General features: G+C 61.6%; 20 protein-coding genes and 1 riboswitch. Of the genes, 8 read left to right on the top strand and 12 right to left on the bottom strand.

The window, feature by feature from the left end; translation table 11 throughout:
- Nucleotides 1–6 precede the first annotated feature (6 nt).
- The 3 genes from HD842_RS22535 to HD842_RS22525 form a co-directional block, all read right to left on the bottom strand.
- Nucleotides 7–987 carry a magnesium and cobalt transport protein CorA gene (locus HD842_RS22535; protein WP_183557889.1) on the bottom strand — a complete coding sequence of 327 codons (981 nt, stop codon included), beginning with the start codon at nucleotides 985–987 and terminating at the stop codon, nucleotides 7–9.
- Between the two features lie 150 nt (nucleotides 988–1,137).
- Nucleotides 1,138–2,712 carry a RimK family protein gene (locus tag HD842_RS22530; protein WP_221290812.1) on the bottom strand — a complete coding sequence of 525 codons (1,575 nt, stop codon included), beginning with the start codon at nucleotides 2,710–2,712 and terminating at the stop codon, nucleotides 1,138–1,140.
- Nucleotides 2,713–2,872: 160 nt separating this feature from the next.
- A complete protein-coding gene (locus HD842_RS22525; RefSeq protein WP_183557886.1) occupies nucleotides 2,873–3,397 on the bottom strand; it encodes a GNAT family N-acetyltransferase in 525 nt (174 codons plus the stop codon).
- A gap of 193 nt (nucleotides 3,398–3,590) precedes the next feature.
- On the opposite strand from HD842_RS22525, the gene HD842_RS22520 reads away from it, so the two are divergent.
- The 4 genes from HD842_RS22520 to HD842_RS22505 all read left to right on the top strand — a co-directional run bounded on the left by HD842_RS22520 (nucleotide 3,591) and on the right by HD842_RS22505 (nucleotide 5,926).
- Nucleotides 3,591–4,286, top strand: coding sequence for a hypothetical protein (locus tag HD842_RS22520; protein ID WP_183557884.1), 696 nt, complete (start codon nucleotides 3,591–3,593; stop codon nucleotides 4,284–4,286).
- A gap of 83 nt (nucleotides 4,287–4,369) precedes the next feature.
- The gene (locus HD842_RS22515; protein ID WP_183557881.1) at nucleotides 4,370–4,888 is read left to right on the top strand and encodes a GNAT family N-acetyltransferase; all 519 of its coding nucleotides are present in this window, start codon (nucleotides 4,370–4,372) and stop codon (nucleotides 4,886–4,888) included.
- Between the two features lie 355 nt (nucleotides 4,889–5,243).
- Nucleotides 5,244–5,420: a hypothetical protein gene (locus tag HD842_RS22510; protein ID WP_183557878.1), complete on the top strand. Its 177-nt coding sequence runs from the start codon at nucleotides 5,244–5,246 to the stop codon at nucleotides 5,418–5,420.
- A gap of 11 nt (nucleotides 5,421–5,431) precedes the next feature.
- Entirely contained in the window at nucleotides 5,432–5,926 is a 495-nt protein-coding gene (locus tag HD842_RS22505; protein WP_183557875.1) for a hypothetical protein, read from the top strand.
- Between the two features lie 722 nt (nucleotides 5,927–6,648).
- On the opposite strand, the gene HD842_RS22500 is transcribed toward HD842_RS22505, so the two are convergent.
- On the bottom strand, nucleotides 6,649–7,542 hold the full coding sequence (locus tag HD842_RS22500; protein ID WP_183557872.1) for an alpha/beta fold hydrolase: 894 nt from the start codon (nucleotides 7,540–7,542) through the stop codon (nucleotides 6,649–6,651).
- Nucleotides 7,543–7,794: 252 nt separating this feature from the next.
- On the opposite strand from HD842_RS22500, the gene HD842_RS22495 reads away from it, so the two are divergent.
- Nucleotides 7,795–10,287, top strand: a complete 2,493-nt coding sequence (locus HD842_RS22495) for a TonB-dependent receptor plug domain-containing protein (protein WP_183557869.1) — start codon at nucleotides 7,795–7,797, stop codon at nucleotides 10,285–10,287.
- Between the two features lies 1 nt (nucleotide 10,288).
- Here HD842_RS22495 and HD842_RS22490 read toward each other — a convergent pair whose 3' ends face one another.
- Nucleotides 10,289–11,185 carry a LysR family transcriptional regulator gene (locus HD842_RS22490; RefSeq protein ID WP_183557866.1) on the bottom strand — a complete coding sequence of 299 codons (897 nt, stop codon included), beginning with the start codon at nucleotides 11,183–11,185 and terminating at the stop codon, nucleotides 10,289–10,291.
- 99 nt (nucleotides 11,186–11,284) lie between these two features.
- Here HD842_RS22490 and HD842_RS22485 point away from each other — a divergent pair, with 99 nt between their 5' ends.
- The gene (locus tag HD842_RS22485) at nucleotides 11,285–12,490 is read left to right on the top strand and encodes an MFS transporter (protein WP_183557864.1); all 1,206 of its coding nucleotides are present in this window, start codon (nucleotides 11,285–11,287) and stop codon (nucleotides 12,488–12,490) included.
- Nucleotides 12,491–12,495: 5 nt separating this feature from the next.
- Here HD842_RS22485 and HD842_RS22480 read toward each other — a convergent pair whose 3' ends face one another.
- Nucleotides 12,496–13,209: a glutathione S-transferase gene (locus HD842_RS22480; protein ID WP_183557861.1), complete on the bottom strand. Its 714-nt coding sequence runs from the start codon at nucleotides 13,207–13,209 to the stop codon at nucleotides 12,496–12,498.
- 94 nt (nucleotides 13,210–13,303) lie between these two features.
- Nucleotides 13,304–13,648, bottom strand: coding sequence for a hypothetical protein (locus HD842_RS22475; protein ID WP_183557858.1), 345 nt, complete (start codon nucleotides 13,646–13,648; stop codon nucleotides 13,304–13,306).
- Between the two features lie 272 nt (nucleotides 13,649–13,920).
- Here HD842_RS22475 and HD842_RS22470 point away from each other — a divergent pair, with 272 nt between their 5' ends.
- Both HD842_RS22470 and HD842_RS22465 read left to right on the top strand, forming a co-directional pair.
- Nucleotides 13,921–14,694, top strand: a complete 774-nt coding sequence (locus tag HD842_RS22470; protein WP_183557855.1) for a DUF535 family protein — start codon at nucleotides 13,921–13,923, stop codon at nucleotides 14,692–14,694.
- Nucleotides 14,695–14,749: 55 nt separating this feature from the next.
- Nucleotides 14,750–14,847, top strand: a riboswitch (TPP riboswitch).
- An 83-nt stretch (nucleotides 14,848–14,930) separates the two neighbouring features.
- A complete protein-coding gene (locus HD842_RS22465) occupies nucleotides 14,931–17,060 on the top strand; it encodes a TonB-dependent siderophore receptor (RefSeq protein WP_183557852.1) in 2,130 nt (709 codons plus the stop codon).
- A gap of 259 nt (nucleotides 17,061–17,319) precedes the next feature.
- Here HD842_RS22465 and HD842_RS22460 read toward each other — a convergent pair whose 3' ends face one another.
- From HD842_RS22460 to HD842_RS22440, 5 genes are all read right to left on the bottom strand, one after another.
- Nucleotides 17,320–17,967 (bottom strand): hypothetical protein, encoded by a 648-nt coding sequence (locus tag HD842_RS22460; protein WP_183557849.1) that lies wholly within the window; start codon nucleotides 17,965–17,967, stop codon nucleotides 17,320–17,322.
- Nucleotides 17,964–19,607 (bottom strand): hypothetical protein, encoded by a 1,644-nt coding sequence (locus HD842_RS22455; protein WP_183557846.1) that lies wholly within the window; start codon nucleotides 19,605–19,607, stop codon nucleotides 17,964–17,966. The genes HD842_RS22460 and HD842_RS22455 overlap by 4 nt, the downstream gene beginning before the upstream one ends.
- Nucleotides 19,604–22,366, bottom strand: coding sequence for a type VI secretion system Vgr family protein (locus HD842_RS22450; protein WP_183557843.1), 2,763 nt, complete (start codon nucleotides 22,364–22,366; stop codon nucleotides 19,604–19,606). Before HD842_RS22450 ends, HD842_RS22455 begins: the two co-directional genes overlap by 4 nt.
- A gap of 339 nt (nucleotides 22,367–22,705) precedes the next feature.
- Nucleotides 22,706–23,674: an HDOD domain-containing protein gene (locus HD842_RS22445; RefSeq protein ID WP_183557840.1), complete on the bottom strand. Its 969-nt coding sequence runs from the start codon at nucleotides 23,672–23,674 to the stop codon at nucleotides 22,706–22,708.
- A 172-nt stretch (nucleotides 23,675–23,846) separates the two neighbouring features.
- A complete protein-coding gene (locus HD842_RS22440; protein ID WP_183558576.1) occupies nucleotides 23,847–24,380 on the bottom strand; it encodes an AAA family ATPase in 534 nt (177 codons plus the stop codon).
- Between the last annotated feature and the right edge of the window lie 2 nt (nucleotides 24,381–24,382).

Below are 24,382 nucleotides of genomic sequence, written 5' to 3'. Positions count from 1 at the left end.
CGCCGGCTACAGCCAGCCGACGCGCTTCAGGCGCCGGTGCAGTAGCGCGCAACCGGCGACGATCCCGAATAGTACCGCCGGATAACTCCAGCGCCAGGCCAGCTCCGGCATGTGCTGGAAGTTCATGCCATACAGGCTGAACACCATCGTCGGCACCGCCAGGATCGCGCCCCAGCCGGCGAGGCGCTTGACGACATCATTCTGGCGGATCGTCACCTGCGCCAGCGAGACCTGCATGGCGGCATTGATCATCTCGCCGATCCGGTCTGCCGTCTGCGTTACGCGCGCGACATGGTCGAGGATATCCCGGTAATAGATGCGGTTTCCGGCCGGGATGATATCGCCGTGAAAACGCAGCAATTCGTTGCAGATGTCGATCAACGGCGCAGCCGCCCCATGCACCGACAGCAGCTCGTTTTTCAGGTTGTAGAATTCTTCCAGGTTGTCCGACGATGGATTCGGCAGAAACAATGCCTTCTCCACCTGGCGGAACCGGTCCTGCAGCATGTCCATGCATGGCTGGTAATGGTCGACGATAAAATCGATGATCGTGTAGAGCACGTACCCGGGGCCCGTCGCGAGTTTGGCCGGCACGCTCTCGGCGCGTTCGCGGACCGCGCGATACCCGTTGGACGTTCCATGCCGGATCGTCATCACGAAGCGCGGCCCGACAAACACGTGCGTCTCGCCAAAGTGGAGCATCTGCTCGACCAGCGACACGGTATGCAGCACGACGAACAGGTTCTCGCCGTACTCTTCGATCTTGGGCCGCTGGTGCGCCTTGCGCGCGTCTTCCACCGCCAGGTCGTGCAGGTCGAATTCGTCCTGCACCATGTCCATCAATTCCTTGTCCGGCTCAAACAAGCCGAGCCAGACAAAGGTGTCCTCGTCTTCCAGCGCGACGCTGATGTCCTCGATCCGGATTTCTTCCAGCTTGACGCCCTTCCGGTACACGGTGCAGTTGATGCGCGCGGCCACTTCATTCACGGATTGGCTCCTTCAATGCGCGCTGGCCAGGGTTGCGCCCCCTGGCGATGTCTCGGCGGATAGTCATGCGGTCTCGGCGTACAAAATTGATCGTGGCCGCGATTCTACGCAGCGCCGCGTAAAAATTTTGTCAAAAATGCGGCAAAACTGTCAGCACGGCGCGGCCGGCACCTGGCGGTGCAGCAGGTCCAGCCGGCGCACGAATTCGCGCAGCACGATCCGGTACAACTCGTCCCCTAGCACGCTGTCTTCGGCGCCGGCATCGATATTCGGGTTGTCGTTCACTTCGATCACCACCGGGCCGCGCGACGTCATCTTCATGTCCACGCCATACAGGCCGTCGCCGATCAGGTTCGCCGCGTGCAGCGCGTGGGCCAGCAAGTCGGCCGGCGCCTCGTCCAGCGGCACGGCGCTTGCCATGCCGAATTCGGCCTTGCCATTGGCGTCGCGCTTGGCGACCTGCCAGTGGCCCTTGGACATCCAGTATTTGCTGGCGAAGATCACCTGGCGATTGAGCACGCCAATGCGCCAGTCGAATTCGGTGAACATGTATTCCTGCACCAGGATCAGCGCCGATTGCTGCAGCAGTTCTTCGGCCACGCGGGTGAATTCAGCCGCATCCTTTACCTTCATCACGCCGCGCGAAAAGGCACCATCCGGGATTTTCACCACCATCGGATAATCGATCTGCGCCTCGATCGCGGCCAGCGCTTGGGCGTCGGCGTGCTGCAGCGTGAAGGTGCGCGGTGTCGGCACCCCGTGCAGGCGCAGCAGGTCGGCCAGGTACACCTTGTTGGTGCAGCGCAGGATCGAGCCGGCGTCGTCGATCACCGCCAGCCCTTCGCTCTCGGCCTTCTTGGCGAACAGGTAGGTGTGATGGTTGACGGCCGTGGTTTCGCGGATGAACAGCGCATCGAACTCGGCCAGGCGCGCAAAGTCCTGGCGCCCGATCAGTTCAACCGTCAGGCCCAGTTCGCGCCCGACTGCGCCGAGTCGCGCCAGCGCCCCGGTATTACTCGGCGCCAGCTCTTCATCGGGATCGTGCAGCACCGCGATGCGGTAGCGGTAGCGCCGCGCGCCAGGCACCGGCTGCGGCAAGCCGGCGAATGCCCCGAGGGCCGCCTCGCAGGCCGCGCGGCCATGCTCGCCGAGCGCCTTGAGCCCCTGGGTGCGGATCGCCGCGATATGCAACGCTTCGCCGCGCTCATCGCCGCGCGCAAATTCGACCCGCATCAGCGGCGCCGGAAAGGTCTCGAAAATGCTGCGCGCCACCGCCGCCAACGGCGTGTAGTCGGTGCGGCCGAACCGGATGTCCATCGAAAACTCGACCGGCATCGGGGCGCTGCCGTCGGCGCCCAGCACATCATTCAGGGCGCGATCGAGTTCGCCCGTGTCGAGTGAATAGATCGCCTTACGCGACAGGTCGTTGATCGTCTTCACCGACGGCAGCACCTGCTGGCCGCGCGCCTGCGCCATCAGCGAGCAGTAGTAGCCGACCGACAGGTATTTGTAGCTGCGGCACAGGTTGATGACCAGGATGTCTGCGTCCAGCACAGGGTTGGCCAGGAAGTCATCGGCTTCGATGACGGTGCAACCAGTGCGCGCGGCGCGCCAGTCGCCGGCACGGTCGACGATGATCAGGAAGGCGGGGGCGTGAGGCTCGGGTTCGGGAGGCGCTGCCTGGGTCGCCGTGACGGCGGGAGAAATCATGCGAAGCGTGGTCATTGGAGGTATCGGAGTTGATCGGGGGTGGATCGAAACGCGCGCCCGGCACGATGGCCGGCGCTGTCCAGACTCTAGCGACTGGTCCGTAAAAACCGCGTAAAGAAAACGGCGCAGCGCGACAAGCCCGCGTAAATGAGGCGCTCATCACCTCGCGCAGGTTTCATGCAGACCGGTCGGGGCGCAGCAAGGCCCACAACTGAACGTCGATCGCTTTTTCATCGACACGCCAGCGCGCGCGCAGCGACCCTTCGCAGCGAAATCCGAGACGAGCCAGGAGCGCCGTCGATGCGTCGTTGCCGGGGATGACTTCAGCTTCGATGCGGACCAGCTCGAGCGCATCGAAGCCGTGCGCGAGCAGCGCGCGCACGGCTTCGCCGGCCAGGCCCTGCCCCCAGTACGGCCGCGCCAACAGATAGCCGAGCGTGGCGCGACGATGCTGCGGATGGATATCGAACAGCGCGCAACTGCCCGCAAGGCCGTCGTCGCTGCGGCTGAGGATGATCAGGTGCAGCCCGCTTCCCCGTGCAAGGTCAGTCTGCGCTTCGGCGATCGCTGCGCGCGCCTGCCCAGGACACGTCCACACCGGGTGACTCCAGTGGCGCATCACCTCGCGGTCGCCATACAGCGCCAGCAAGCCATGTGTGTCGGCGTCCGTCGGCACGCGCAGGTAGAGGCGTGGGGTCACCAGTCTGACAGGGTTGATCGGGGTCATGACGTGGCTCGCTTCGCAGTGGAAAAGCGCGCAGCTTAGCCCTGCCCCGCAGGCCGCGACAGGGCGCGTTTACACGGCATTGACGGAGGCGCCCGCCCCTTTTGTCCTGTTTTTACGGGCGCCCCGCTACGCTGGCGAACATCGCATCAACTTCGGAAGGGTTTCAATGATCATCGCCATCGTCAACCAGCACGGCACCCCGGAACGCACCGTCGTGGCGCGCAATCTGGCGGTTCTGCGCGCACGCAGCGGCAGACGCGTATGCCTGATGACCACCGCCGCAGGTGCGGACAGCGACTGGTGCAATGACCGCAGCAGCGGCGGCGTGCGGCCCTGGATCGACACGCGTCACGTGGGCAGTCGCGCTGTCGAAACGCGCCTGGCCGCGCTGCGCCCGCTGTTCAACGACATCCTGATCGACGCCGGTGCGCGCGATACCGACGGTTGCCGCTGCGTTCTGGCGGCGAGCCGCCTGGTGGTGGTGCCGGTGCGCGGCGGCGCGCTCGACCTCGACCTGCAATACCGCCTGCTGGCCCGGTTGAACGGTGCGCGCGTATTGAATCCTGGCCTGCGGGTGCTGTTCGTCGCCGTCAGTGGCCCGGACGGGCCGGACGCCAACGAGCGCGCCGCCGTGCTCGCGCACGTGAGTCGGGTGCAGAACGCCACGCTGGCCTCGACCATCCTGCACGCGCCGGCTGACGTCAACTACGGCCTGGGGCGCTGCGTATCGGATGCGGCGGCCTGTGACCCGGACGCCGCCGCCGAAATGCAGGCACTGTACGACGAGGTCTATGCCACGCTGCCGACCATGGCGCATTCGATGGAAGCGCGGATGGGCGCGGGTCATGCGCTGTGGCGCTGAAGGTGCTGACACCGTTTTTACGCGCGGCGCGTCACTATTTGCAATTCATTTATCCGTAAGACTGCAACGCGAAGCGAGTGACCATGCGGCACGCAACACCTGATGGTCCGACCGCGCGACGCGCAGCAGAGGTGTCCACGAACGCCTTCGCGAACAGCGGCATCAGGCCAGCAACACCGGGCGACATCGCCGCGCTGGTGGCCATTGAAAACGCCAGCTTTCCCGGCGACCGGCTCGACCGGCGCCGCTTTCGCTACCTGCTCAGAGAAGCCAATAGCGTGACATTCGTCGACGTGGACGGCGCCGCCGTGCGGGGCTATATCCTGCTGTTGCTACGGACTGGCTGGCGGGGTGCGCGGGTGTATTCCATCGCCACGCATCCGGCCCATTTGGGCTGCGGCGTGGCCGCACGCCTGCTGACTGCGGCCGAGCGCTGGGCTGCGGCCCACGGCTGCGTGCAAGTGCGTCTCGAAGTCCGAGCCGACAATGCCGCCTCACTCGCGCTATTCCGCGGGCGCGGCTATGTTGCGTTCGGAAGCCATGGTGCGTATTACCACGACGGCATGGATGCGCTGCGGCTGCGCAGGATGCTGGCTCTGTAACCGGTTTGCCGGGCCCGGCGCTGGCCTCGATGGCTGTCGAGCCGCTGGTACCGCTCGAACTCGGGATCAATGTGCGGAGATCACGCTTGCGTTCAGGGTTTAGCCGCCAGACATGGAAGCCTTTCGAATGCGCTTCGAGGACTTTGCACAGTCGCCGCGCCGAGAGTTGGTCGCGTAGCTCAGCAATTAAGTTGTACCTTATCCAGACGTTCTGGCGAAGTACACCGACCTTCAAGCGTCGCATCTCGGCAGACTGGAGTCCGAGCAACAACGCGGACTAGCTTGTGGCACGCCAAATTTCGCTGCAAAGGATGAGTTCAAAATTGGCCATCTCCCCATTTCTTGAAAGCTCAACATGGCGATTGACGTCTATTTGCATATCGAGGGGACCGAGGGGATGCTTCTGATTGACCTCGTCTCCCTGCAATTTAGCAAAGTGAAATGGAAAAACTCTCAGCAGAGAATCGGCGGCGGCGAAGTTGGCCAAACTGCTGATGGATGGGATCTGTCCTGCAACAATTCGTGCGCTTAGCCGGAGTAATCATGACTGACGCAAAACCTGATCCGCTGCGGCCCACCCAAGATTCGCGCGGGTTCTTCATGCTGCCGCGAGCGGCTCGTGATGCTGGCTATTACACCTACGGCACGATGGATAAAAGACCTGATCGTGGCGGGTACCAATACGCCCACCCGATCATGATGACCGCCATCCTGCGTGTAGCGCACGAATGGCAGAAGATAGATCCGCGCCGCGTTGGTGTTGGCAATATCAGCCGAGCCGACATGCGCGACGATGGCGAGCATGCTACTCATTTGGATGGGCTACAAGTTGACTTACGGCCTATTCGCAAAGACGGCGTCGAATGTCCGGTAAGCTGCTTCTCTCCAGAGTATGACCGAGCAGCAACCACCAAAATTATCGAGTTGTTTCGTGCGTTCACACCAGTCCAAGTGGTCTGGTTCAACGACATGTCGATACCGTTCGTTCGCCCTATGCGGGGCCATCACGACCACTTTCATGTCGGACTAAGGGGATGATATGCGACGCGCTATCTCAGCAATCGCCGTGTGCGGATTGGCCACGCTGTCCGCGCTGGCGTCCGATACGCTCGGAGGGTGGACTCCAATACCCGGGGCAAATTATCGGATATTTTCCGGTGAAACTGTCGCGTACAGTGATGCCCCTACGGCTAAAGATCGCAAATTGAGCATCCTGCTCAGGGGGCAGGCGGCCAAGGAAATTTTTGACTCGATTGGTCCCGACGCACGTGCGCAAGATATGTGCAGCACATCGAACGGCGACCGTGAGCGGGCGAAAGGGGCCGTTCAGTGTACCTTCACAGCGCTCAAGGCTTCTGAGACGGGCATGGGCTATCGGTGCTGGGTCGGTGTCGATCTAATCAGTGGAAAGGGTATTCCTAGCGTGTCCTGTTAGAACAACGCCGACATGGTCAAAGTTATCTCCCACCTAACCCGGGCCCGGACTATTCGGTCTCGGGAGAACAAGTCAGTGCACTTTTGCAGGCCTCTATGTCGTCAGCGCTACCGTCGTCCTTGGCGTTGAGCTGAGCCACGTCGACCTGATGCGCGAAGAGTGAGGGGGCGACGGCGGCCTGGCCGGTCAGGTTTCCGCCGACGGATCTACTGGCCAACAAGGCGCTTGCACAGAATCGCATTTCACCTTGCTGGCCTTGGCGTGGGCGAAGTAGATGCGTCGCTGGTGACATCCATTCGTAGTCGCCGCGAGCAGCCTGATTTTGTCAGCCTTGCACCAAAAACGGCAGCACACGCTCGAGCAGCATATCCGGCGCTTCCTCGGCAATATAGTGCCCACACGGCAGCGCCCCACCCTGCACATCAGCCGCCACCCGTTGCCACTCCTTGAGCGGATCGAAGCAGCGCCCCACCACGCCCTGCTCGCCCCACAGCACCATCAGCGGCAGCGCCAGACGGCGCCCGGCATCGCGATCGACCCGGTCGTGCTCGAGGTCGATCGTTGCAGCGGCGCGGTAGTCTTCGCAGATGCCATGCGCGGCGCCCGGCAACGCGAGGCAGCGCTGGTACTCGGCCAGCGCGCGCGGATCGAACGGCGCCAGGCCTGCACTGCGCTTGCCCATCACGTCCCGCACGTAGGCAGCCGGATCAGCCTCGATCAGGCGCTCGGGCAGCGGCGCCGGCTGGATCAGGAAGAACCAGTGCCAGTAGGCGCGTGCAAACGTGTCCGACGTCTGCTCGTACATCGCGAGCGTGGGCGCGATGTCCAGCAGCGCCATCCGCTCGACGGCCTGCGGATGGTCCTGCGCCAGCCGGTGCGCCACGCGCGCGCCGCGGTCGTGGGCCAGCACGCGGAAGGTGGCAAATCCCAGTGACTGCATCACCGCCACCATGTCGGCCGCCATCGCGCGCTTGCTGTAGTTGGCGTGGTCCGGCGCGCCCTGCGGCTTGGACGACTCGCCATAGCCGCGCAGATCACAGGCCACGACCGTGAAGTGCTCGGCCAGGCGCGGTGCGACGCGGTGCCAGATGGCGTGCGTTTGCGGGTGGCCGTGCAGCAGCAGGAGCGGCGGGCCGGAACCACCGACGATGGCGTTGATGGTCACGGTCGGGTCGATCTCGACTTGCAGGGCGCGAAAATGGGGGAACAGGGCTGTCATCGTCTCTCGTATTCGGTGAGCGGCTTGCTGCCGCAACATCGAATATACACGGGGCCGTCATGAAAAAAAAAGACCGGCCCGCGCGTGCGCTTCTGCCCTTACACGAGCCTGACATCCCGCTATTGTTGTAATTACGTCATTCGCGATTAGCACGAATTGACACCATGGCAAGCGCTGAGCAGTATGGAATGGAGGTCCCGGCCTCGCCCTTCCCAGTGGAACACCCGCGTTTGAATATCAAAGGATTGCACCATGCAGAGAGCCAAGACGGAAAAGACAGCAGTTGCCCTTGCCATTGCCGCGCTGTGCGCAGGCTTTGCCCACGCCCAGGAGGCGCCGCAAGCCGAGACCACCGCAGCGTCCGCGACAGTCGTCGTCACCGGTACCCGGGTGGCCAACCGCACCGTGCTCGATACCACTGCACCGGTCGATGTGATCTCGGCCGAGACCCTGAAGAACTCGGGCAGCACCGAGCTGACGCAGGCGCTGTCGATGGCCCTGCCTTCGCTGAACTTCCCGCGCCCGGCGCTGACGGACGGCACCGACACCATCCGCCCTGCCACGCTGCGCGGCATGTCGCCCGACCAGACCCTGGTGCTGGTGAACTCCAAGCGCCGCCATGCGTCGTCGCTGGTGAACGTGAACGGCTCGATTGGCCGCGGTTCGGCGGCAGTCGACCTGAACACCATCCCGACCGCCATCGTCAAAACGGTCGAGGTGCTGCGTGACGGCGCTGCGGCCCAGTATGGCTCGGACGCGATCTCCGGTGTCGTCAACATGCGCCTGCGCACCGACCGCACGGGCGGCGAAGCGACCGTCAACTACGGCGCCAACAAGACCGAATACGATCTGTACAACGCAGCGCCACCGGCCGGCGGCACCTGGACCGCCCCGGCCTCGCGCAAGCGCACCGATGGCAAGACCGCGACGGTCAGCATCTGGAAAGGCCTGGCGCTGGGCGAGACCGGCTACCTGACGATCGCCGGCGAATTCCGCGACCAGAACCGCACCGAGCGGGCCGGTTACGACATGCGCCAGCAGTACGCGCTGGTCAATGGTCGGTTCGACCCGCGCGAGAACACGATCAACCGCTTCAATGCGTGGACCGGTGAACCCGACATGAAGCAGTCCACGCTGTTTGCCAATGCGGGCAACGACATGGGCGGCGGCGTCAAGGTGTACGGCTGGGCGAGCTACCAGGACCGCGATGCCACGTCGGCCGGCTACGCCCGCATTCCGCAGGACGCGCGCAACATCCAGTCGATCTACCCGGATGGCTTCCTGCCATTGATCTCGCCGACCGTGAAAGATTTTTCGGCCACCGGCGGCGTGACCTGGGTTGCCGGCGCATGGGACATGGACGCCTCGCTTGGCTACGGCAAGAACAAGATGGAGTACACCATCGAGAACACGCTGAACCGCTCCCTTGGCCCGACCAGCAAGACCGCGTTTTATGCGGGTGGCTATTCGTACGACCAGGCGGTGTTGAACCTGACCGGTGTGCGCAGCGTCGAGATGGCGTCGTTCTCGTCGCCGCTGAACGTGGCCGTGGGTATCGAAGCGCGCCGCGAAGGCTATGAGCTGTTTGCCGGCGAAGAGCAGTCGTACAGCTTCGGCGGCGCGCTGCTGCCGAACGGCACGCCGACGGCGCCGGGCGCCCAGGTGTTCCCGGGCTTCCGGCCATCGAACGAAGTCGATGCGCACCGCAACGCCATTGGCGCCTTTGTCGATCTGGAAGCGAACCTGACGCCCGAGCTGCTGGCATCGGTGGCCGTGCGCGGCGAGCGCTATTCGGACTTCGGCAACAGCCTGGCCGGCAAGCTCGCGCTGCGCTACGACTTCAACCCGAACTTCGCCGTGCGCGGCGCGATCCAGAATGGCTTCCGCGCACCTTCGCCGCAGCAGCAGAACTTTACCGCGACCTCGACCAACTTCATCAACGGCGTGCCGTTCGAAATCACCACCTTCCGCCCGGACGATCCGGTCGCCGTCGCGCTGGGCGCCAAGCCGCTCGACGCCGAAAAATCGATCAACGCATCGCTCGGCGCCGTAATGCGCCTGGGCGCCGTCAGCCTGACGGTGGACGCCTACCGCATCGACATCGACGACCGCATCATCCTGTCCGAGAACCTGACGCAGACGAACGTGCGCAACTACATCGCCAGCCAGGGCTTCATCGGCGTGGGCGGCGGGCGCTTCTTCATCAACGGCGTCGACACCACCACCAAGGGCGTGGACATCGTGCTGAGCATGCCGTACAACGCCGGCGATGCAGGCAAGCTGGACTTCACGCTGGCAGCCAACTTCACCGACACCAAGGTGACCAAGACGCCAACGACGACGCAGCTCTCGAACCTGAGCCCGGCGCCGGTATTGTTCGATCGTCTCAACGTGCTGTCGCTTGAAAAAGGCCAGCCGAAGAACAAGGTCAGCGCGAACGTGAACTGGAAGCTGGGCCAGTGGGGCGCGACGCTGCGCGCCACGCGCTACGGCGAAGTGCTCTCGCCGGGCACCACGGCGGCGTTCGACTTCGAGATGGGCGCCAAGACCACGGTCGACCTGGAAGGCCGCATGGCGGTCACGCCGAAGCTGACCCTGGCGCTGGGCGCGGACAATGTGTTCGACCAGTATCCCGAGACGCAACCGCCATCCATCAACACCACCGGCAATACGCCGTTCTCGACGTATGCGCCGTTCGGTCGTGCGGGCCGCTATATCTACGGCCGCGCCACCTACGCGTTCTGATCTAGCGTTCCAGCACCTCGCCCAGCCTGTGGGCGAGGAAGTCCACCAGCGCCGCCACCCGCGGCGCCAATGCACCCTGCTTGTAGAACACGGCCCACACGGGCTGTGTCCACGGCAGGGTGTGTTCTTCCAGCACCGGCACCAGCCGCCCCGCCGCGACATCCGCGCGCGTCAGAAAATCCGACAGCGATGCGATCCCCGCGCCATGCAGCGCCAGCTGCCGAAGCGTCTCGCCGCTCGACGCCACCACCTGCGGCGTGATCGTCCAGCCTTCGCCGCCGCCATGACGCAGCGGCCAGGTATTCAACAGCGCCGGCGCCGTGAAGCCCAGCGTGCGATGCCCGGCCAGCGCCGCAGTGTCAGGCGGGGCGCCATGGCGTTCGAGATAGGCAGGTGACGCCAGCACGCGCAGCCGCGCCGCGCCCAGGCGGCGCGCATTGAGCGTCGAATCGGGCAGCGCGCCGATACGGATCGCCAGGTCGGCCCGCTCTTCGATCAGGTCGACATAGGTTTCGCCGCTGACCAGTTCCAGCCCGATCAGCGGATACGCATCCAGGAATTCGGCGACCAGCGGCGCAAGCAAGTGGCCCAGCGCCGGCGTGGCGGCATTCACCCGCACCAGGCCCGCCGGCTGCGAGCGGCGCGCCGCCGCTTCAGCCTCGGTGTTGGCCAGGTCGGCCAGGATCGTCCGCGCCCGGCCCAGCAACCAAGTGCCCTCTTCCGTCAATTGCAGGCGCCGCGTCGTGCGCTGGATCAGCGTCATGCCCAGGCTGCCCTCGAGGCGCGAGATGGTGCGCGAGACGCCCGACGGCGTCTGTCCCAGACGTTCGGCAGCGCGTGAAAACGAGCCCGTATCCATGACTGCCGAAAACACAATCAGCGCATCCACGTCGATCATTGATGACTCCGAATCAAAAGTCCATTGTAGCCGGACCTGTTTTTCCGGGCTGGCAAAGGCGGCACACTGCACGCCTGCCATCTCTGAAGAAAGTACACCATGCCACTCGCACTCTGGGCGCTCGCATTGAGCGCTTTTGCCATCGGGACGACCGAATTTGTCATCGTCGGCCTGATCCCCACCATCGCCGCCAGCCTGCAGGTGTCGGTGCCCTCGGCAGGCCTCCTGGTCAGCCTGTACGCGCTGGGCGTGGCCATCGGCGCGCCCCTGCTCACCGCCATGACGGGCCGCGTGCCACGCAAGCAACTGCTGCTTGGCCTGATGATGTTGTTTACGATCGGGAACCTGGTGGCCTGGATGGCACCGGACTACACGGCGCTGATGGCCGCGCGCGTGCTCACGGGCCTGGCGCACGGCGTGTTCTTTTCGATCGGTTCGACCATCGCCACCAGCCTGGTGCCGAAGGAAAAAGCGGCCAGCGCCATCGCGCTGATGTTTACCGGCCTGACTGTGGCGCTGGTCACCGGCGTGCCGCTCGGAACGTTCATCGGCCAGCACTTCGGCTGGCAGGCGACGTTCCTCGCGGTGTCGCTGCTGGGCGTAATTGCCGTCATCGGCAGCGCTATCCTGGTGCCATCCGATATTGCCGGCAGCAAGCCAGCGCCGCTGTTGATGCAACTGGCGGTGCTGAAGAAGCCGCGCCTGCTGCTGGTATATGCAATCACGACGCTTGGCTACGGCGGCAGCTTCATCGCCTTCACGTACCTGGCACCCATCCTGCAGCAAGTGGCCGGCTTTGCGGCGTCGACCGTCAGCCTCGTGATGCTGGTGTACGGCGTGTCAGTCGCGGCCGGGAATATCTGGGGCGGCAAGCTGGCCGATCGCCTCGGACCGGTGCGCGCGCTGCAGATCGTGTTCGCGCTGCTGGCGCTGGTGCTGTTCGTGCTGGCGTTCACGGCGCCGAGCAAACCGCTGGTGTTGATGACGGTCCTGGCCTGGGGCGCGGTCGCCTTTGGTAACGTGCCGGGCCTGCAAGTGTATGTGGTGCGGCGCGCCGAACGCGATGCGCCGCAGGCCGTCGATGTGGCCTCTGGCCTGAACATCGCCGCCTTCAATGTCGGCATCGCGCTGGGCGCCTGGGGCGGTGGCCTGATCGTCGCGCACCTCGGCCTGATGGCCACGCCGTGGATCGGCGCGCTGGTGGTCGTGGGCGCCCTGCTGCTCACGACGCTGGCCGGGTGGCTCGATCGCCGCGACGGCGTGCCTGCACAAGGCATGACCGCCGCGACGGTCGCGTTGCACTGACCTGCTTATGCGTCCAGCTCGGGATAGCGACGGAAGATGCCGTCCTGGTTGAACGGGATGCGGCGCGGCGATGCCAGATAGGCTGCGATCTTCGGCCGCGCCGCCACCCGGTCACGCAGGCCGGTGAGCTCGGGATGCTCCTGCTCGACCTTCTTCATCGCATTGGGGAATGCATAGCGCAGGCCCTCGATGACCTGGAACAGCGACAGGTCGGCGTAGCTCACGCGCTCGCCCAACAGGTAGTCGCGCGGCTCGGGATTGGCCAGCAGCCGAGCAAAATAGCCCATGAACTTGGGAATGCGCGTCTCGACAAAATCGGCCGCGCGGCGCTTGGCCTCGGGCTTCTGGTCTTCGTAATACAGCATCGAGGCGATCGGGTGGTGCGTGTCGTGCGCCTCGGTGACCAGGTCGGCGATCGTCAGTTGCAGCTGATGAACCCAGAGCCGGCCAGGTTCGGTGCGTGGGGCCAGGCCATGCTGTTCGCCCAGGTACAGCAGGATGTTGGCCACCTGGCCGATGGTCTGCTCACCGGCTTTCAGGAACGGCGGGGCAAAGGAAGGATGGTCGCCGACTTCGAGCGCGGCCATCAGCAGATCGACACCGCCATCGCGGCGCGCCACGTCGACGTAATCGGCGCCCGCTTCTTCCAGCGCCAGTCGTACGAATTCGCCGCGGCCCTGGATCGACGGCCAGTAAAACAGTTCGTAGGGTTGCACCATGATTGCTTTTCCTGTTGATGGAGAAAAGTTATGGTAGACCGATCCGGAAGGCCGGGAAGCACGGTACGCCGGCCATGCGGACTTTGCCTGTCTTTCAGGCGACTGCGCACCACCGTTTGGCGATCGTTGGCGGCAGATTGAAATGCTTCGCCGTTTCTGCAATCGAGGCCTTGTTTTCTTTCTTCCATGCCGAAACCTGGCTGGCGTTCGGCCTTTGCGGAATGCCCGTGCTGTCCTTGTCCTTGCCCTTGGCCGTCTTGGCGGTCGCAGCGCGCGCTGCCTGGCCGACAACGCGACTGGACGCCGTGCGGTGCATGCTGCGGGACTGCGTGTCATTCGCAGATTCGTGCTCGGTCACAGGGCCCTGCGCGAGGGGGCCTTCCGGCGGCTGGTTGTGCGTCATAAAAGTTCTTCCGTGCTGATAAATAAGTGCCGCCATTATGACCTGCTCCCGATGGCAAGCGGGCATTCGCGGTCGTCAACGTGACGCGGCGAGCGTGGCGCGCCACAGACATGGACCGATTGTGGCTATTGAGCAACGCCCTTCAGGGGCACTGAACCCCGTCAGCAGGGCCACTGCCCCTGATCGCGTTGGTTCCTGACGAATCATTACACTTTCTCCAAGCACACGTTGGCAATCGGGAACATAATTGCACTGAGGAACTAATTTAATAAAGTTTACCCGTCACTTTTTTGTCCAATGGAGCGCCCATGATCATCGCGCGATTGACCCAACGCTGGCACGCCCTGCGCCGCTGGCGCGCGCACCAGTCCCCCGATTCTCACGCCCGCTTCGAGGAGACGACCTTCAACCGGGCGTACCGCGATGCGGTGCATGGCAGCGCCGGCCTGATCCTGTGGCAGCACGATGGCGAGCATGGGCGCTTTGCGCTGCAACTGCGCACGGCGCAGCGCGACGATTCGCAGCATGGGTTGACCTTGACGCTGCTTGCCAATGACGCGGTGTTGCATCGCCTGTCCTGGACCTGGGCCGACGGTGCACAGCTCGCGCTTCCGGTGGCGAGCGTGCCGCTGGTGACCCACAACGCCGGCCTGTGGCGCAATGCGGGTCCGGCCTTCGATGCGTTCGAGCGCGCCTTCCCGAACAACTCGCCCAGCTTCTTTGCGTTTGCCGCCCTGCAGGGCGCGGCGCAGGCGCTGGGCATCGACCGCGTGCTCGCGCTGCGCGCCACCGCGCACCCGACTTACCAGGCAGACCAGCACGCGACTTTCGAGAGCGGCTACGATGGTTTCTGGCGCATTCTCGGCGGCGCCGAATACGATGCGCGTCACTACCAGATCACGCTGCCGTTCTACCTCAAGCCGCTGGCCGACATGCCATCGAAGCACCGCAAGCGCGCCGCCCAGCGCCGCGATCAGTGGCGCGCAATCGGCGAAGCTGCCCGCACGGCGCTGCTGCACTATATGGCGCCGGTCGCCACGACCGCTGCCGCGGCCAGAGCGCCCACCACCGCGCAAGCCTGAACCTTCTCGACGCTTGCCAGATTCACCACGGCTGTCAAGCGCCGTGCTACACTCGCGCCTTCGCTAGGGGTCCTGGAACGTTGTTCCGGGTGAGACATACCCTTCGTACCTGATCTGGATAATGCCAGCGAAGGAAAGCGCAAAGCAGCCCTCCCGTTCGTTTGCCCTTCCCCCACGTTGGCTCCGGCTTGATTTCAAAGCGGCGCGCCCTCGTGGCGCGCAAACACGAGCACACCATGACCTTCACTCTGAAGCACCCAGTCCTTGCCTGCGCCATCGTGCAGGCCTTCGTTGTCACGCCTGCTGCAGTCGCGCAGGACGCCATCCCCTCGGTCGTCGTCACCAGCAGCAAATGGATCGCGCTCGACCGCGCCAGCGTCGGCGGCTTCGCCGAAACCCAGCTGCTCGACGCGCCGGCGTCGATTACCTCGATCGGCCAGGGCCAGATGCAGGACCTGTCGATCCGCAGCGTCAGCGATGCGAGCCGCTATGACGCCTCGATCGGCGACGCCTATAACGCCATCGGCTACGCCGAACAGTTTTCGGTACGCGGCTTCACGCTCGACAACGCGACCAGCTACCGCAAGGACATGATCGCGATCTCGGGCGACACCCAGATCCCGCTCGAGAACAAGGAGCGCATCGAAGTCCTGCGCGGCCTGGCGGGCCTGCAGGCCGGCGTCGCGGCGCCTGGCGGCATGCTCAACTTCGTCACCAAGCGGCCGACCAATGCGCCGCTGCGCTCGGCCACCGTTGAAGTGCGCGAACGCGGCACCGTGTACGGCGCGGTCGACCTGGGCGGACGCTTCGCCGACCGGCGTTTCGGCTACCGCGTCAATGCGGCCGCCGAAGACCTGAAATCGTACGTGCGCGGCGCCGACGGCAAGCGCCAGTTCATCTCGGCCGCCTTCGACTGGCAGATGTCGCCCGACGCGCTGTTCCAGATCGACGTCGACCATCAGCACAAAGAGCAGGTCACCGCCCCCGGCTACCAGTTGCTGCGCAACGAAGTCCTGCCCACCGGGATCTCGGCGAAAACGCTGCTCAACGACCAGCCATGGACGCGCCCCGTCGACACCGACAGCAGCAACCTTGGCCTGCGCTTCGAATACCGCATCAGCGACACCTGGACCGCGACCGTCAACGCCAACAAGCATTGGTTCAAGCGCGACGACTTCACCGCGTTCCCATACGGCTGCAGCAACGAGGGCGACGGCTACTATCCGGGCTACTGCTCGAACGGCGACTATGACGTGTATGACTTCCAGAGCACCGGCGAGCGCAAGACGCCGTGGGGCGCGCAAGCGATGCTGCAGGGCCGCTTCGACACGGGCGCGGTGCGCCACGCACTGACGATCGGCAGCGCCTACGCCGAACGCCACGACAGCTTCGGCGAATACGTCTACGACTACGTCGGCTCGAGCAATATCTGGCAAAACCAGATCGTGCCGCCGGTGGACAGCAGCCGCGTCACCGGCCCGGTGATGGAACGCCGCGCAACCGAAGAGCGTTCGCTGTTCGTGCAGGACATCCTGACCCTGTCACCGGCCTGGACGCTGCACGCCGGCGTGCGCTACGTCCAGCTCAAGCTCGACGCGCTCGAAGAAATCGACCAGGCGCGCGTGAAATCGAAAGACTCGTTCGCACTGCCAAACGTGGCGCTGGTGTATGCGCCGGCGCCGGATTGGCGCGTGTACGGCTCGATCAGCCATGGCCTGCAATACGGCGGCATCGCGCCGATGGAGACGGTCAACCAGAACACAGTGCTCTCGCCAAGCCGCTCGAAGCAGTTCGAATTTGGCGTCAAACGCAATGTGAACGAGCAGCTGGCATTGTCGGGCGCCGTGTTTGAAATCACCCAGGGCCTCGAATACACGAACGCCGCCAATATCTTCGTGCGCGCGGGCGAGCAGACGCACCGCGGCGTCGAGCTGTCGGCCCAGGGCCGCGCCCTGCCCGGCCTGAACTACAACCTGTCGCTGATGGCGCTCGATACCGACCAGAAGGACACAGGCGACGCCAGCACCGAAGGCAAGCGCGTGACCAATGTGCCGGAACTGCGCACGGCCGCCTGGGTCGAGTACGTGGTGCCGCAGGTGGCGGGGCTCAAGCTGGACGCGCAGTGGCAGTACTCGGGTAACAAGGTGTTCGATCCGGCCAATCGCGTCAAGGTGCCGGGGTACCACGTGGCCGGGTTTGGCGCATCGTACCTGCTGCGTGCGGGTGGTTTGAACACGATCATCCGGGCGCGGATGGACAATGCGTTCGACAAGTTCTACTGGCGCGACGTGACGCAGTCGCTGGGTGGGTATTTGCTGCCAGGGGCGCCTAGGACGTTCAGGGTGTCGGCGCAGATTGATTTTTGATTTGATTGAGTACCTAACTACGGTTTCTAAAATAACCGTAGTTAATACAAAGCCGGGGCGTATATTTCTCTAATAGCTTGGCATAAGACCCGTGACACCACTACCAGTTGAAATGCTTGCATCGCAACGATGGATATTCAAAGATATCCTGGTCAACTGTCACTTCTTTTAGTGAATACCGGCTCTTAAACCACTTCAAGTTGACGCAGGGAAAAGCGACGTCACATAACTAAATGTAGACGGAAAATCCAAGCGATAGCTAAATAAGATTGGGATTACTAATTTTCTTTAGCCGTTTCATAGCAGCCAATTTCCCGCTTCCGTCGCCACCCCGCAATACATTATAAATTACCTTGTAATCTTCGTTGTCAGCATCAAATTCCATTCCATAGATAGCCATAAACTTCATAACCGCAGAACTTACTGCCATCTCGTCAGTTTCAGTAAAAATCATGCTTTTCAATGCACTGATTATCTCTGGGGTAGTCACTTTTTCTGGCACCGATGTCGCAAACATTATCCTGATTTCTTCAAATTTGCTTGAAGAGAAATTACACATTTGATTCATATACTCCGCATTTGGCTCAACCAAGTTTATATAATGCAACAACGCAAGGCGAGCCCGTTCAAATGCTCTACGCTCCGCTGGAAAATCAGATTCTTCGACAGGACTTAAACAAATCTTTTTGAAAAACTCAATGGCACGATCTGGATCCAGTAGAAATAATCCGCTTATTCTTTCATCTGACAATCTAGAAGAGCTTGAAATAAAATTCCAAGCCTGAATTTTTTCAATTGGGGAAAGACCAAGAAAATAACTTTCGTCTAGTCCATGCAACCGTTCAGAGTCTTTTTTTTGGAAAAACCGGTACAGTCTTTCCAATCCTGAAGGTGGATTCGCATTCATAACGGAGCAGTTCCCTTGAGATTTAACAAAGATTTAATAACACCGCTGTCCAAAATATTTATTTTTCCTTGATCGGTTATTTCGTGTATTTTTATAGAGCTTATATCGCCTGACAACATCTTGGTCTTCAAAATATTTTTTTCGACATTGTGCCATAAGGTACGACTATCAGTTAATTTATATATAGTTTGCACCACATTTATCCTACCCATCGCACCTTTCGCATATTCACTTGACACTCCCGCCCAAAGGTCACGGGCATATGGAGGTGCGCCATTGTCAACACTCCAAGAGTACTTGTCCAGTGCGGGCCAATTATCGATTATTCGTCCGCCTGCGGTAGTTTCCAAGGTTACTCCGCCGATGCTTTCCGCAAATCTTTTCGCTGCAGCGTTATCACCTGACCAAAAAACTGCAAGATCTTTTGGCGATGACACGTCCAGCCGTTTGATCACCTCAGCCCAACTGTCATCTGGATTCTTTGGCAAGTAAGGCTCCAATATATCCCGTGCTTGTTTAATCTTTGCATCGGCCAGTACCTTATTACCACTTTTTTCTGCCGAGCGCGCCTCATCAGATAGTTCAGTAATTTTTTTACGATCGGCTGCAGCGGCGGCATCAGCGGCAACCTGCTTTTTGGTATTCGCTCCTTCTTCAGGAGGTTTGATTGGATCAGGATTTTTTCTGGCATGCGCAGTAGAATCAGCGCTAGGCTTAGCCTTGAGCAACGATTTGGGTTCAGAATTCGGATGCAGTGGAGCGGCAGCTTCAGGGGTTGTATTGTCGACTTTCGCTAATATTTTGCCTGGCGTATCATGAACTCGATAACGTTGAGGCTCCGTTAAAGCTTGCTTCTCCACCTGAACGCCGGATGCAATAGTATGCGCTTCCTTTGGGGAGGTTTCTGTTAGTACCTTCGCCAACCGTGCATCGAGCTCGCCCAGCGCCCTCGGGATCTGCCGTAGCGCATCCTGCTGGAGACTGTAGAACCTGCCTTCCCACTCCGTTAATCTAGCAATCGTGACTTTAACGGAATCAAAATACCGGAAACCTTCCAGATGCGCTCGAAGCGAGCCTGCAATCCCGCGAAGCTTGCCAATGATCTTATTCAGTGCCTGAAGGAGCACCTTTTCATACGTTACAAACTTCACAGTACGCAGAAGTTTCAACACATCGCCTTTGATGAACTTTTGCAAAAACAGCACAAGCTCAACCAACGTCGACGACTTCCTGATCATCAAAAGCATGACTGCACGCAGGGCAGCAGCAAGCTCGGAGCCCACGATTCCTCCGACGGCTGCGCCAGCACCTGCTGCTAGTGCGCCGCCTGCTGCCATCGCTATCGGCAATGCAATCACGATCAGGCAGGAGCAAAGCAGTACCCACTCCATCAACTCTTCGCGTTTTTCAGGATGGCATGCCAGTCGCAGGACGATGGCAACTGCGTCACGTGCGCTGGTAACGATGACCACCCCCGGCATAAAACTCAGAAGCATGTCTGCGATGACGGCCGACAGTGGCCGATGATCGGCAAACTCGCCGTAGAGGACCGCTTGCAGCCATGTCATGCAGCCGACAACGCGGCCCCAGGCCTCGTGGAGAATCGAGTCGTTATCTGGCTTCGGGATTGGCTTATTCATGCGCCCCCCTTCTTGCTGACATTTTCGGCTGTCCAGTTCAGCAACTCATCTATATCGTCATCCAGTTCAACAGAAACAGTCGAGCTGGCATCCAACGGTCGATAGTCGTACTCGATCTTCGCCGCCGCCCCTGCAGGCATGCCGCTGATACGAGCAATGCCCATCGCATCGAGTGTGCCCTCGCGGGTGCTTCCATCGCTCAAGGTCGCCTTGTAGGCGGCGCCAGCGAGTGGGGCGCCCCAATCCGTTAAATGCCGAAATTCCAGGTCCGTCTTTCCAAGTTCAGCCTTCTCCACGTGCGGCATCACATAGTTGGACGTTGCCGGCCCAAGCATGGTGTGCAGCGATGCATGTGCAGTCGATGTGCCGGAAGTCGATTCGGTGACGCCACTTGCATTGATTCTGATGGACGAGCCACCGGCAGACAGCATCACTTCATCTTTCGCATGAATTTCGACGCGAGACGTGGTCGACAGCAGACGCAGGACTTTCTCCGCAATGATGTCAAGATCGTCGCTCTGGGCCTGGACTTGGACTTTGCCCTTCGCCGCAAACAGTTTGATGCCTGCGTTTGCAGCGAACAGACTGACCTTCTCTGCGACACTGGCAAGCAAGCTCCTGCCTACGGCGATATTGGTGTCCAAGCCTGACGACACCGTCACCTCCTCCCCAGCATGCACGTGCGTGCCTTTTGCACTCGTGAGACCAAGTCCATCCGAGGAGGCGGCCAGCAATATCGCTTCCTTGAACCGGTTCGCGTCGCCTTGCCCGTGAACCGGATAACGCTCCTGCGTTGCCTCAATAAAGTGGTTGAGTGCACCCTGCCCGATCAACGCATCGGCCCCTGCCTTGCATGCAGTGTCAGACAATGCTTTGGTCAGCGAGGCGCCTGCCTTCAGTCTGGTTGTCGCTTCGATCGCATCGAGTTGGGTACCTTGCGCACCGGGGCGGCCATACGTGCTGATATACAGACCTTTGTGCGTGACGATTGCGCCGTAATCATCGGTACTCAGAGCAAAACCGGCCCCAAAGAAGCGTCGGCGTTCGTTGCCGCTTTGACTTACTAGGTAACCGAGATTGAGCTGTGCATGGGTATTGGTGCTATACAGGTGCACCCGGTTTTGGGAGTTCGTGTCATCCATTACAAGCTGATTGAAACCGCTCCCCTCGAATTCCTTGGACTTGAAACCCGACAGCCTGCCATTTGAATGCCACTGCGGTCCCTGGAGGTCGTTGTATAGGCGACCAGTGATAACGGGGCGGTCTGCGTCACCGTTCAGGAAGGTGACGATGACCTCCTGTCCAATGCGCGGCACATTCAGTGCGCCCCAATGCTGACCCGCGTTTGGGTAGCTGACACGGACCCAGCATGAGGCTCTTTCATTGCTGGGATTGATCCGATCCCAGCGCATCCGGACTTTCACGCGGTTGAGCTGGTCGGTAAAAATTTCCTCACCTTCCGGCCCGACCACGACTGCGGTCTGCGGGTGGAGCGTCGGCTTCGGATGCTCGAACGGGCTTCGAAAGGGAATTTTACGGCGCTGGACTTCGAAACGATTGAAGCAATGACCTGTTTGCGCCCTGCGCGCAGCGCTTGGGCTATTGGCTGGTCCATTCTGGACATCGCGCCCAATGGACTCCTTGAATGCCTCGACTTGCGCCGCGAGGCTACCGGGAAACTCACGCACCCGGTTCGACAGCGGCAAATTATTCTCGATGCACCAATCAACCGCAATGATCATGAACTCCCGGTCTTCGTCCGTATCGTACCGGTGCACTGGATGGTCTTCCAGTATGAACCAGCGACCGGGCTGCATCGAACGCGTGGACGAAACGCCGTAGAAGCGTTTCATGCTCGACTCCCACTGCTCAATACGAACCCGCGCTCGCCACACGCCTTGATCGTGTTTTGAAAATGAATAAGCACCCGTGTATTCGTAAATTTCGAGCTGGCTTGGGAGATCGCCATGTTCCGGAAACACCCAGCTTTCAGTGCGCATCGAAGAATTGGGGGACTTGTAATTGTCTGATTGAGTCGTAAGCCGGGTTGACGTCAAACAGCGACTCGCGCTCCAATGCACTATCTTGTGTGCTTCATCGTCTGTCGCGCCGCCATGAAAAAAAACGCGCTTCTGCGCCAATGGATCCAACTGATGGGGCGAATCGGTGATCACGAGGATATGTCCGGAGCCATCACTTTTATGTTCGTGATAACCGTACCAGCCTTCTTCTTCCATCATGCGATGTACAAAGTGCCAGTCCGTTTCATACTGGGTGCAATATGAACGGCGCAATACCGGTGTTCTGACCTCGAAACGGAACTGCCCCTGGGCCTGCGGGTGAGCGGCAAAGACGCTGGCCAGGATGTCGTCGGCGGGTTTCTCTTGCCATAACCGGGCGTCGCGGCGGAATCTCAGAAAGTGCAGCCAGGGCGCGAACGTCAGTTGGCAAAAAGTGAGCTCGCCGTCACTCCCCAATCGTTTGACGGTATGGACATAACCACTGATTGGCAGATACGAGCGGTTCGCCTGCTGGATCCACAGCGTGACTGGCTGAGCGATGAGCTTTTTCAGCTCGATATCGCTGCGCGCTGAGACCGTGTCGACCACGTACTCATAACTGCGCCCTAGTCTGTCATGTCCCATCACACGCTGCGGCAGCAACATGTCATCACCGAGAATCGTGGTGAGTTTGAGAAGTCGGTCGTGCTGGGCAATCAGTGCCTGGCGAAGAGACAGGGATGGATGCGGACCGGCCATGCTTGGGTAACCTCCATCTCTGAATTGACGTCGTCACCGCCATGTCGAGTCGCTGCGATGAGTAGCGCAGGATCTGTCGACTGCTTGTCGGCTAGACGGAAGAGATCGTAACTTTGAGGTATTTGACTGTCCATGCACGGGGAATACCGCCGTGCCGACTATTGAGCGAACTCTTGGTTAGGAAGAGAAATCACGGGAGCGTGTCGATTCGGCGCCACATATTTGCCTTATTATGGGACGGGTCTTTACCAAGATACCGCGTGAATTTCTGATGAGGCAGAGCAGAAACTCCACAGGAAAGCATCGCCCTCCTGCTGCACGCCTGGACTGGACCAGGACTTATTCCGACAACTCCAACAACTTGCCCAAACACCGCCGCTCAAACCCATTCAACCCCTGCATCACGAGCGGATCATCATCACCAATCACCCCCGCGTCCAGCAGCAAGCGCAGCGTCGCGATCCGGTCACCCAGCGCCAGCGCCTGCGCCGGATGCGAACCCTCCGGCTCATGTGCGTGCGCGATCGCCTTGACGACATCCGGCGGAAAATCCCAGTGGCTGGCGATCACCGATGACAGCTCGCGGCTGGCGGCAAAGAAGGCGATGCCAAATTCGCCGGAGCCCGGCACCTTGCCTTCGCACACGCGGTCAGCCACCTGAAACGCCACCTGCAAGCCGAGGTTCTGCATCAGGCCGGACAGGTAGGCTTCGAACACGCCGGCCGACAGACCCGGCGCCATGACGCTGGCGGCGAATGCGCAGCGTTCGGCATGCTTCCAGACGATCGGCGCGACCTGGCGCGCCACGCCCTGGGTCGTCACGCGCAGCAGCGGGCGGAACGCGATGCGCGCGAGCAGCATGCGCAGGCCGTTCAGGCCCAGCATCGTCACCGCGCCTTCCAGCGTTTCGATGGGCGTCACCGGGCGGTAATAGGCGCTGTTCGCTTCGCGAATGACTTCGGCGACCAGCACCAGGTCGCGTCCCACCTGGGCCGACAGCGCGCCGGTCGAGATGTTCTCGTCCGACAGCGAAGTTAGAAGCTGCGCAATGAGTTCGGGGATACGTGGCACCAGGCCGGATGCGCAGACGGGATCGGCGGCCAGCGAGCGCACTTCGCGCAGGATCTGCGCCTCTTGTTCGGGGGACGCCGTGCAGCGGCTGCTGCCCGTCAACCAGCGGTAGTAGGTGGCCTGGACCTCGGTCGCCATGGTTCGAGCGTCGTCGAACGTCAGCGTTGCGCTGACGGGTGCCGGCGCGACGGTTTCCTTCTCGGCGCCGCCCAGCAAACGACCAATCCAATTTTTCATCGCGTCCCGCCCCGTGTTCAGAAAGTAGCATATTGTAATGCCACAAAGAAACAAAGTAACGCGGTCGTGAAACTATTTGCCGTCACCCTGCCCGTCTCTGTCCTATCGGCGCAGCGCGCGACAAGCGCATGATGGCGATCAAACGTCGTGGCAAGCCTGCCGACGATATGACTTACGGTGCGCCGAGGAGCTGTTCTACCTGCCGCAAACGTTGCGGCAGGTCCCCTGCCAGCAAGGTGTACGCGATGCCGCGCGCGTCGAGCGTCTCGAGCAGCAGCCGGTGCACCATCTGGCGCACCTCCTCCGATTCGCGCTGCAAGCCGTCCGGCTCCCACGGACCATCGGGCGCCGTCACCAGCGTGATGGCGTAGGCGTGACGCGCGGCGAGCTGCGCCAGTTGCGCGTCCACACGGTCCCAGTACACGCGGCTGTACAGCGCCGTCATCAGCGCGGTCGTGTCGCAGAACAGGTAGCGCTGCGCGACATGGGCGGCCGCATCCTCGCGCGCCAGTTGCGTGCGCGCGATCCCGAACTGGTCTTCCTCACGCGGCACGCGCGCATGGACGTCGACGAATTCGCGCAGGTATTCCGGCACCCACACGGTGCTGTAGCGGCGCGCCAGCGCTTCGGACAAGGTGGACTTGCCCGACGATTCCGCACCCAGGATTGCAACCCGGGCTACTCCATCAATACCGGCAACTGGCATCT

Origin of the sequence: Massilia aurea (assembly GCF_014200505.1) — a bacterium.
GTDB lineage: Bacteria > Pseudomonadota > Gammaproteobacteria > Burkholderiales > Burkholderiaceae_D > Telluria > Telluria aurea_B.
This window is presented reverse-complemented; position numbering and strand designations above follow the sequence as displayed.

Bases quoted from the DNA above. Each gene is read 5' to 3' on its own strand.
- HD842_RS22530 (WP_221290812.1), bottom strand. From the start codon at position 2,712: ATGACCACGCTTCGCATGATTTCTCCCGCCGTCACGGCGACCCAGGCA.
- HD842_RS22520 (WP_183557884.1), top strand. From the start codon at position 3,591: ATGATCATCGCCATCGTCAACCAGCACGGCACCCCGGAACGCACCGTC.
- HD842_RS22515 (WP_183557881.1), top strand. From the start codon at position 4,370: ATGCGGCACGCAACACCTGATGGTCCGACCGCGCGACGCGCAGCAGAG.
- HD842_RS22510 (WP_183557878.1), top strand. From the start codon at position 5,244: ATGGCGATTGACGTCTATTTGCATATCGAGGGGACCGAGGGGATGCTT.
- HD842_RS22505 (WP_183557875.1), top strand. From the start codon at position 5,432: ATGACTGACGCAAAACCTGATCCGCTGCGGCCCACCCAAGATTCGCGC.
- HD842_RS22500 (WP_183557872.1), bottom strand. From the start codon at position 7,542: ATGACAGCCCTGTTCCCCCATTTTCGCGCCCTGCAAGTCGAGATCGAC.
- HD842_RS22495 (WP_183557869.1), top strand. From the start codon at position 7,795: ATGCAGAGAGCCAAGACGGAAAAGACAGCAGTTGCCCTTGCCATTGCC.
- HD842_RS22490 (WP_183557866.1), bottom strand. From the start codon at position 11,185: ATGATCGACGTGGATGCGCTGATTGTGTTTTCGGCAGTCATGGATACG.
- HD842_RS22485 (WP_183557864.1), top strand. From the start codon at position 11,285: ATGCCACTCGCACTCTGGGCGCTCGCATTGAGCGCTTTTGCCATCGGG.
- HD842_RS22480 (WP_183557861.1), bottom strand. From the start codon at position 13,209: ATGGTGCAACCCTACGAACTGTTTTACTGGCCGTCGATCCAGGGCCGC.
- HD842_RS22475 (WP_183557858.1), bottom strand. From the start codon at position 13,648: ATGGCGGCACTTATTTATCAGCACGGAAGAACTTTTATGACGCACAAC.
- HD842_RS22470 (WP_183557855.1), top strand. From the start codon at position 13,921: ATGATCATCGCGCGATTGACCCAACGCTGGCACGCCCTGCGCCGCTGG.
- HD842_RS22465 (WP_183557852.1), top strand. From the start codon at position 14,931: ATGACCTTCACTCTGAAGCACCCAGTCCTTGCCTGCGCCATCGTGCAG.
- HD842_RS22460 (WP_183557849.1), bottom strand. From the start codon at position 17,967: ATGAATGCGAATCCACCTTCAGGATTGGAAAGACTGTACCGGTTTTTC.
- HD842_RS22455 (WP_183557846.1), bottom strand. From the start codon at position 19,607: ATGAATAAGCCAATCCCGAAGCCAGATAACGACTCGATTCTCCACGAG.
- HD842_RS22450 (WP_183557843.1), bottom strand. From the start codon at position 22,366: ATGGCCGGTCCGCATCCATCCCTGTCTCTTCGCCAGGCACTGATTGCC.
- HD842_RS22445 (WP_183557840.1), bottom strand. From the start codon at position 23,674: ATGAAAAATTGGATTGGTCGTTTGCTGGGCGGCGCCGAGAAGGAAACC.
- HD842_RS22440 (WP_183558576.1), bottom strand. From the start codon at position 24,380: ATGCCAGTTGCCGGTATTGATGGAGTAGCCCGGGTTGCAATCCTGGGT.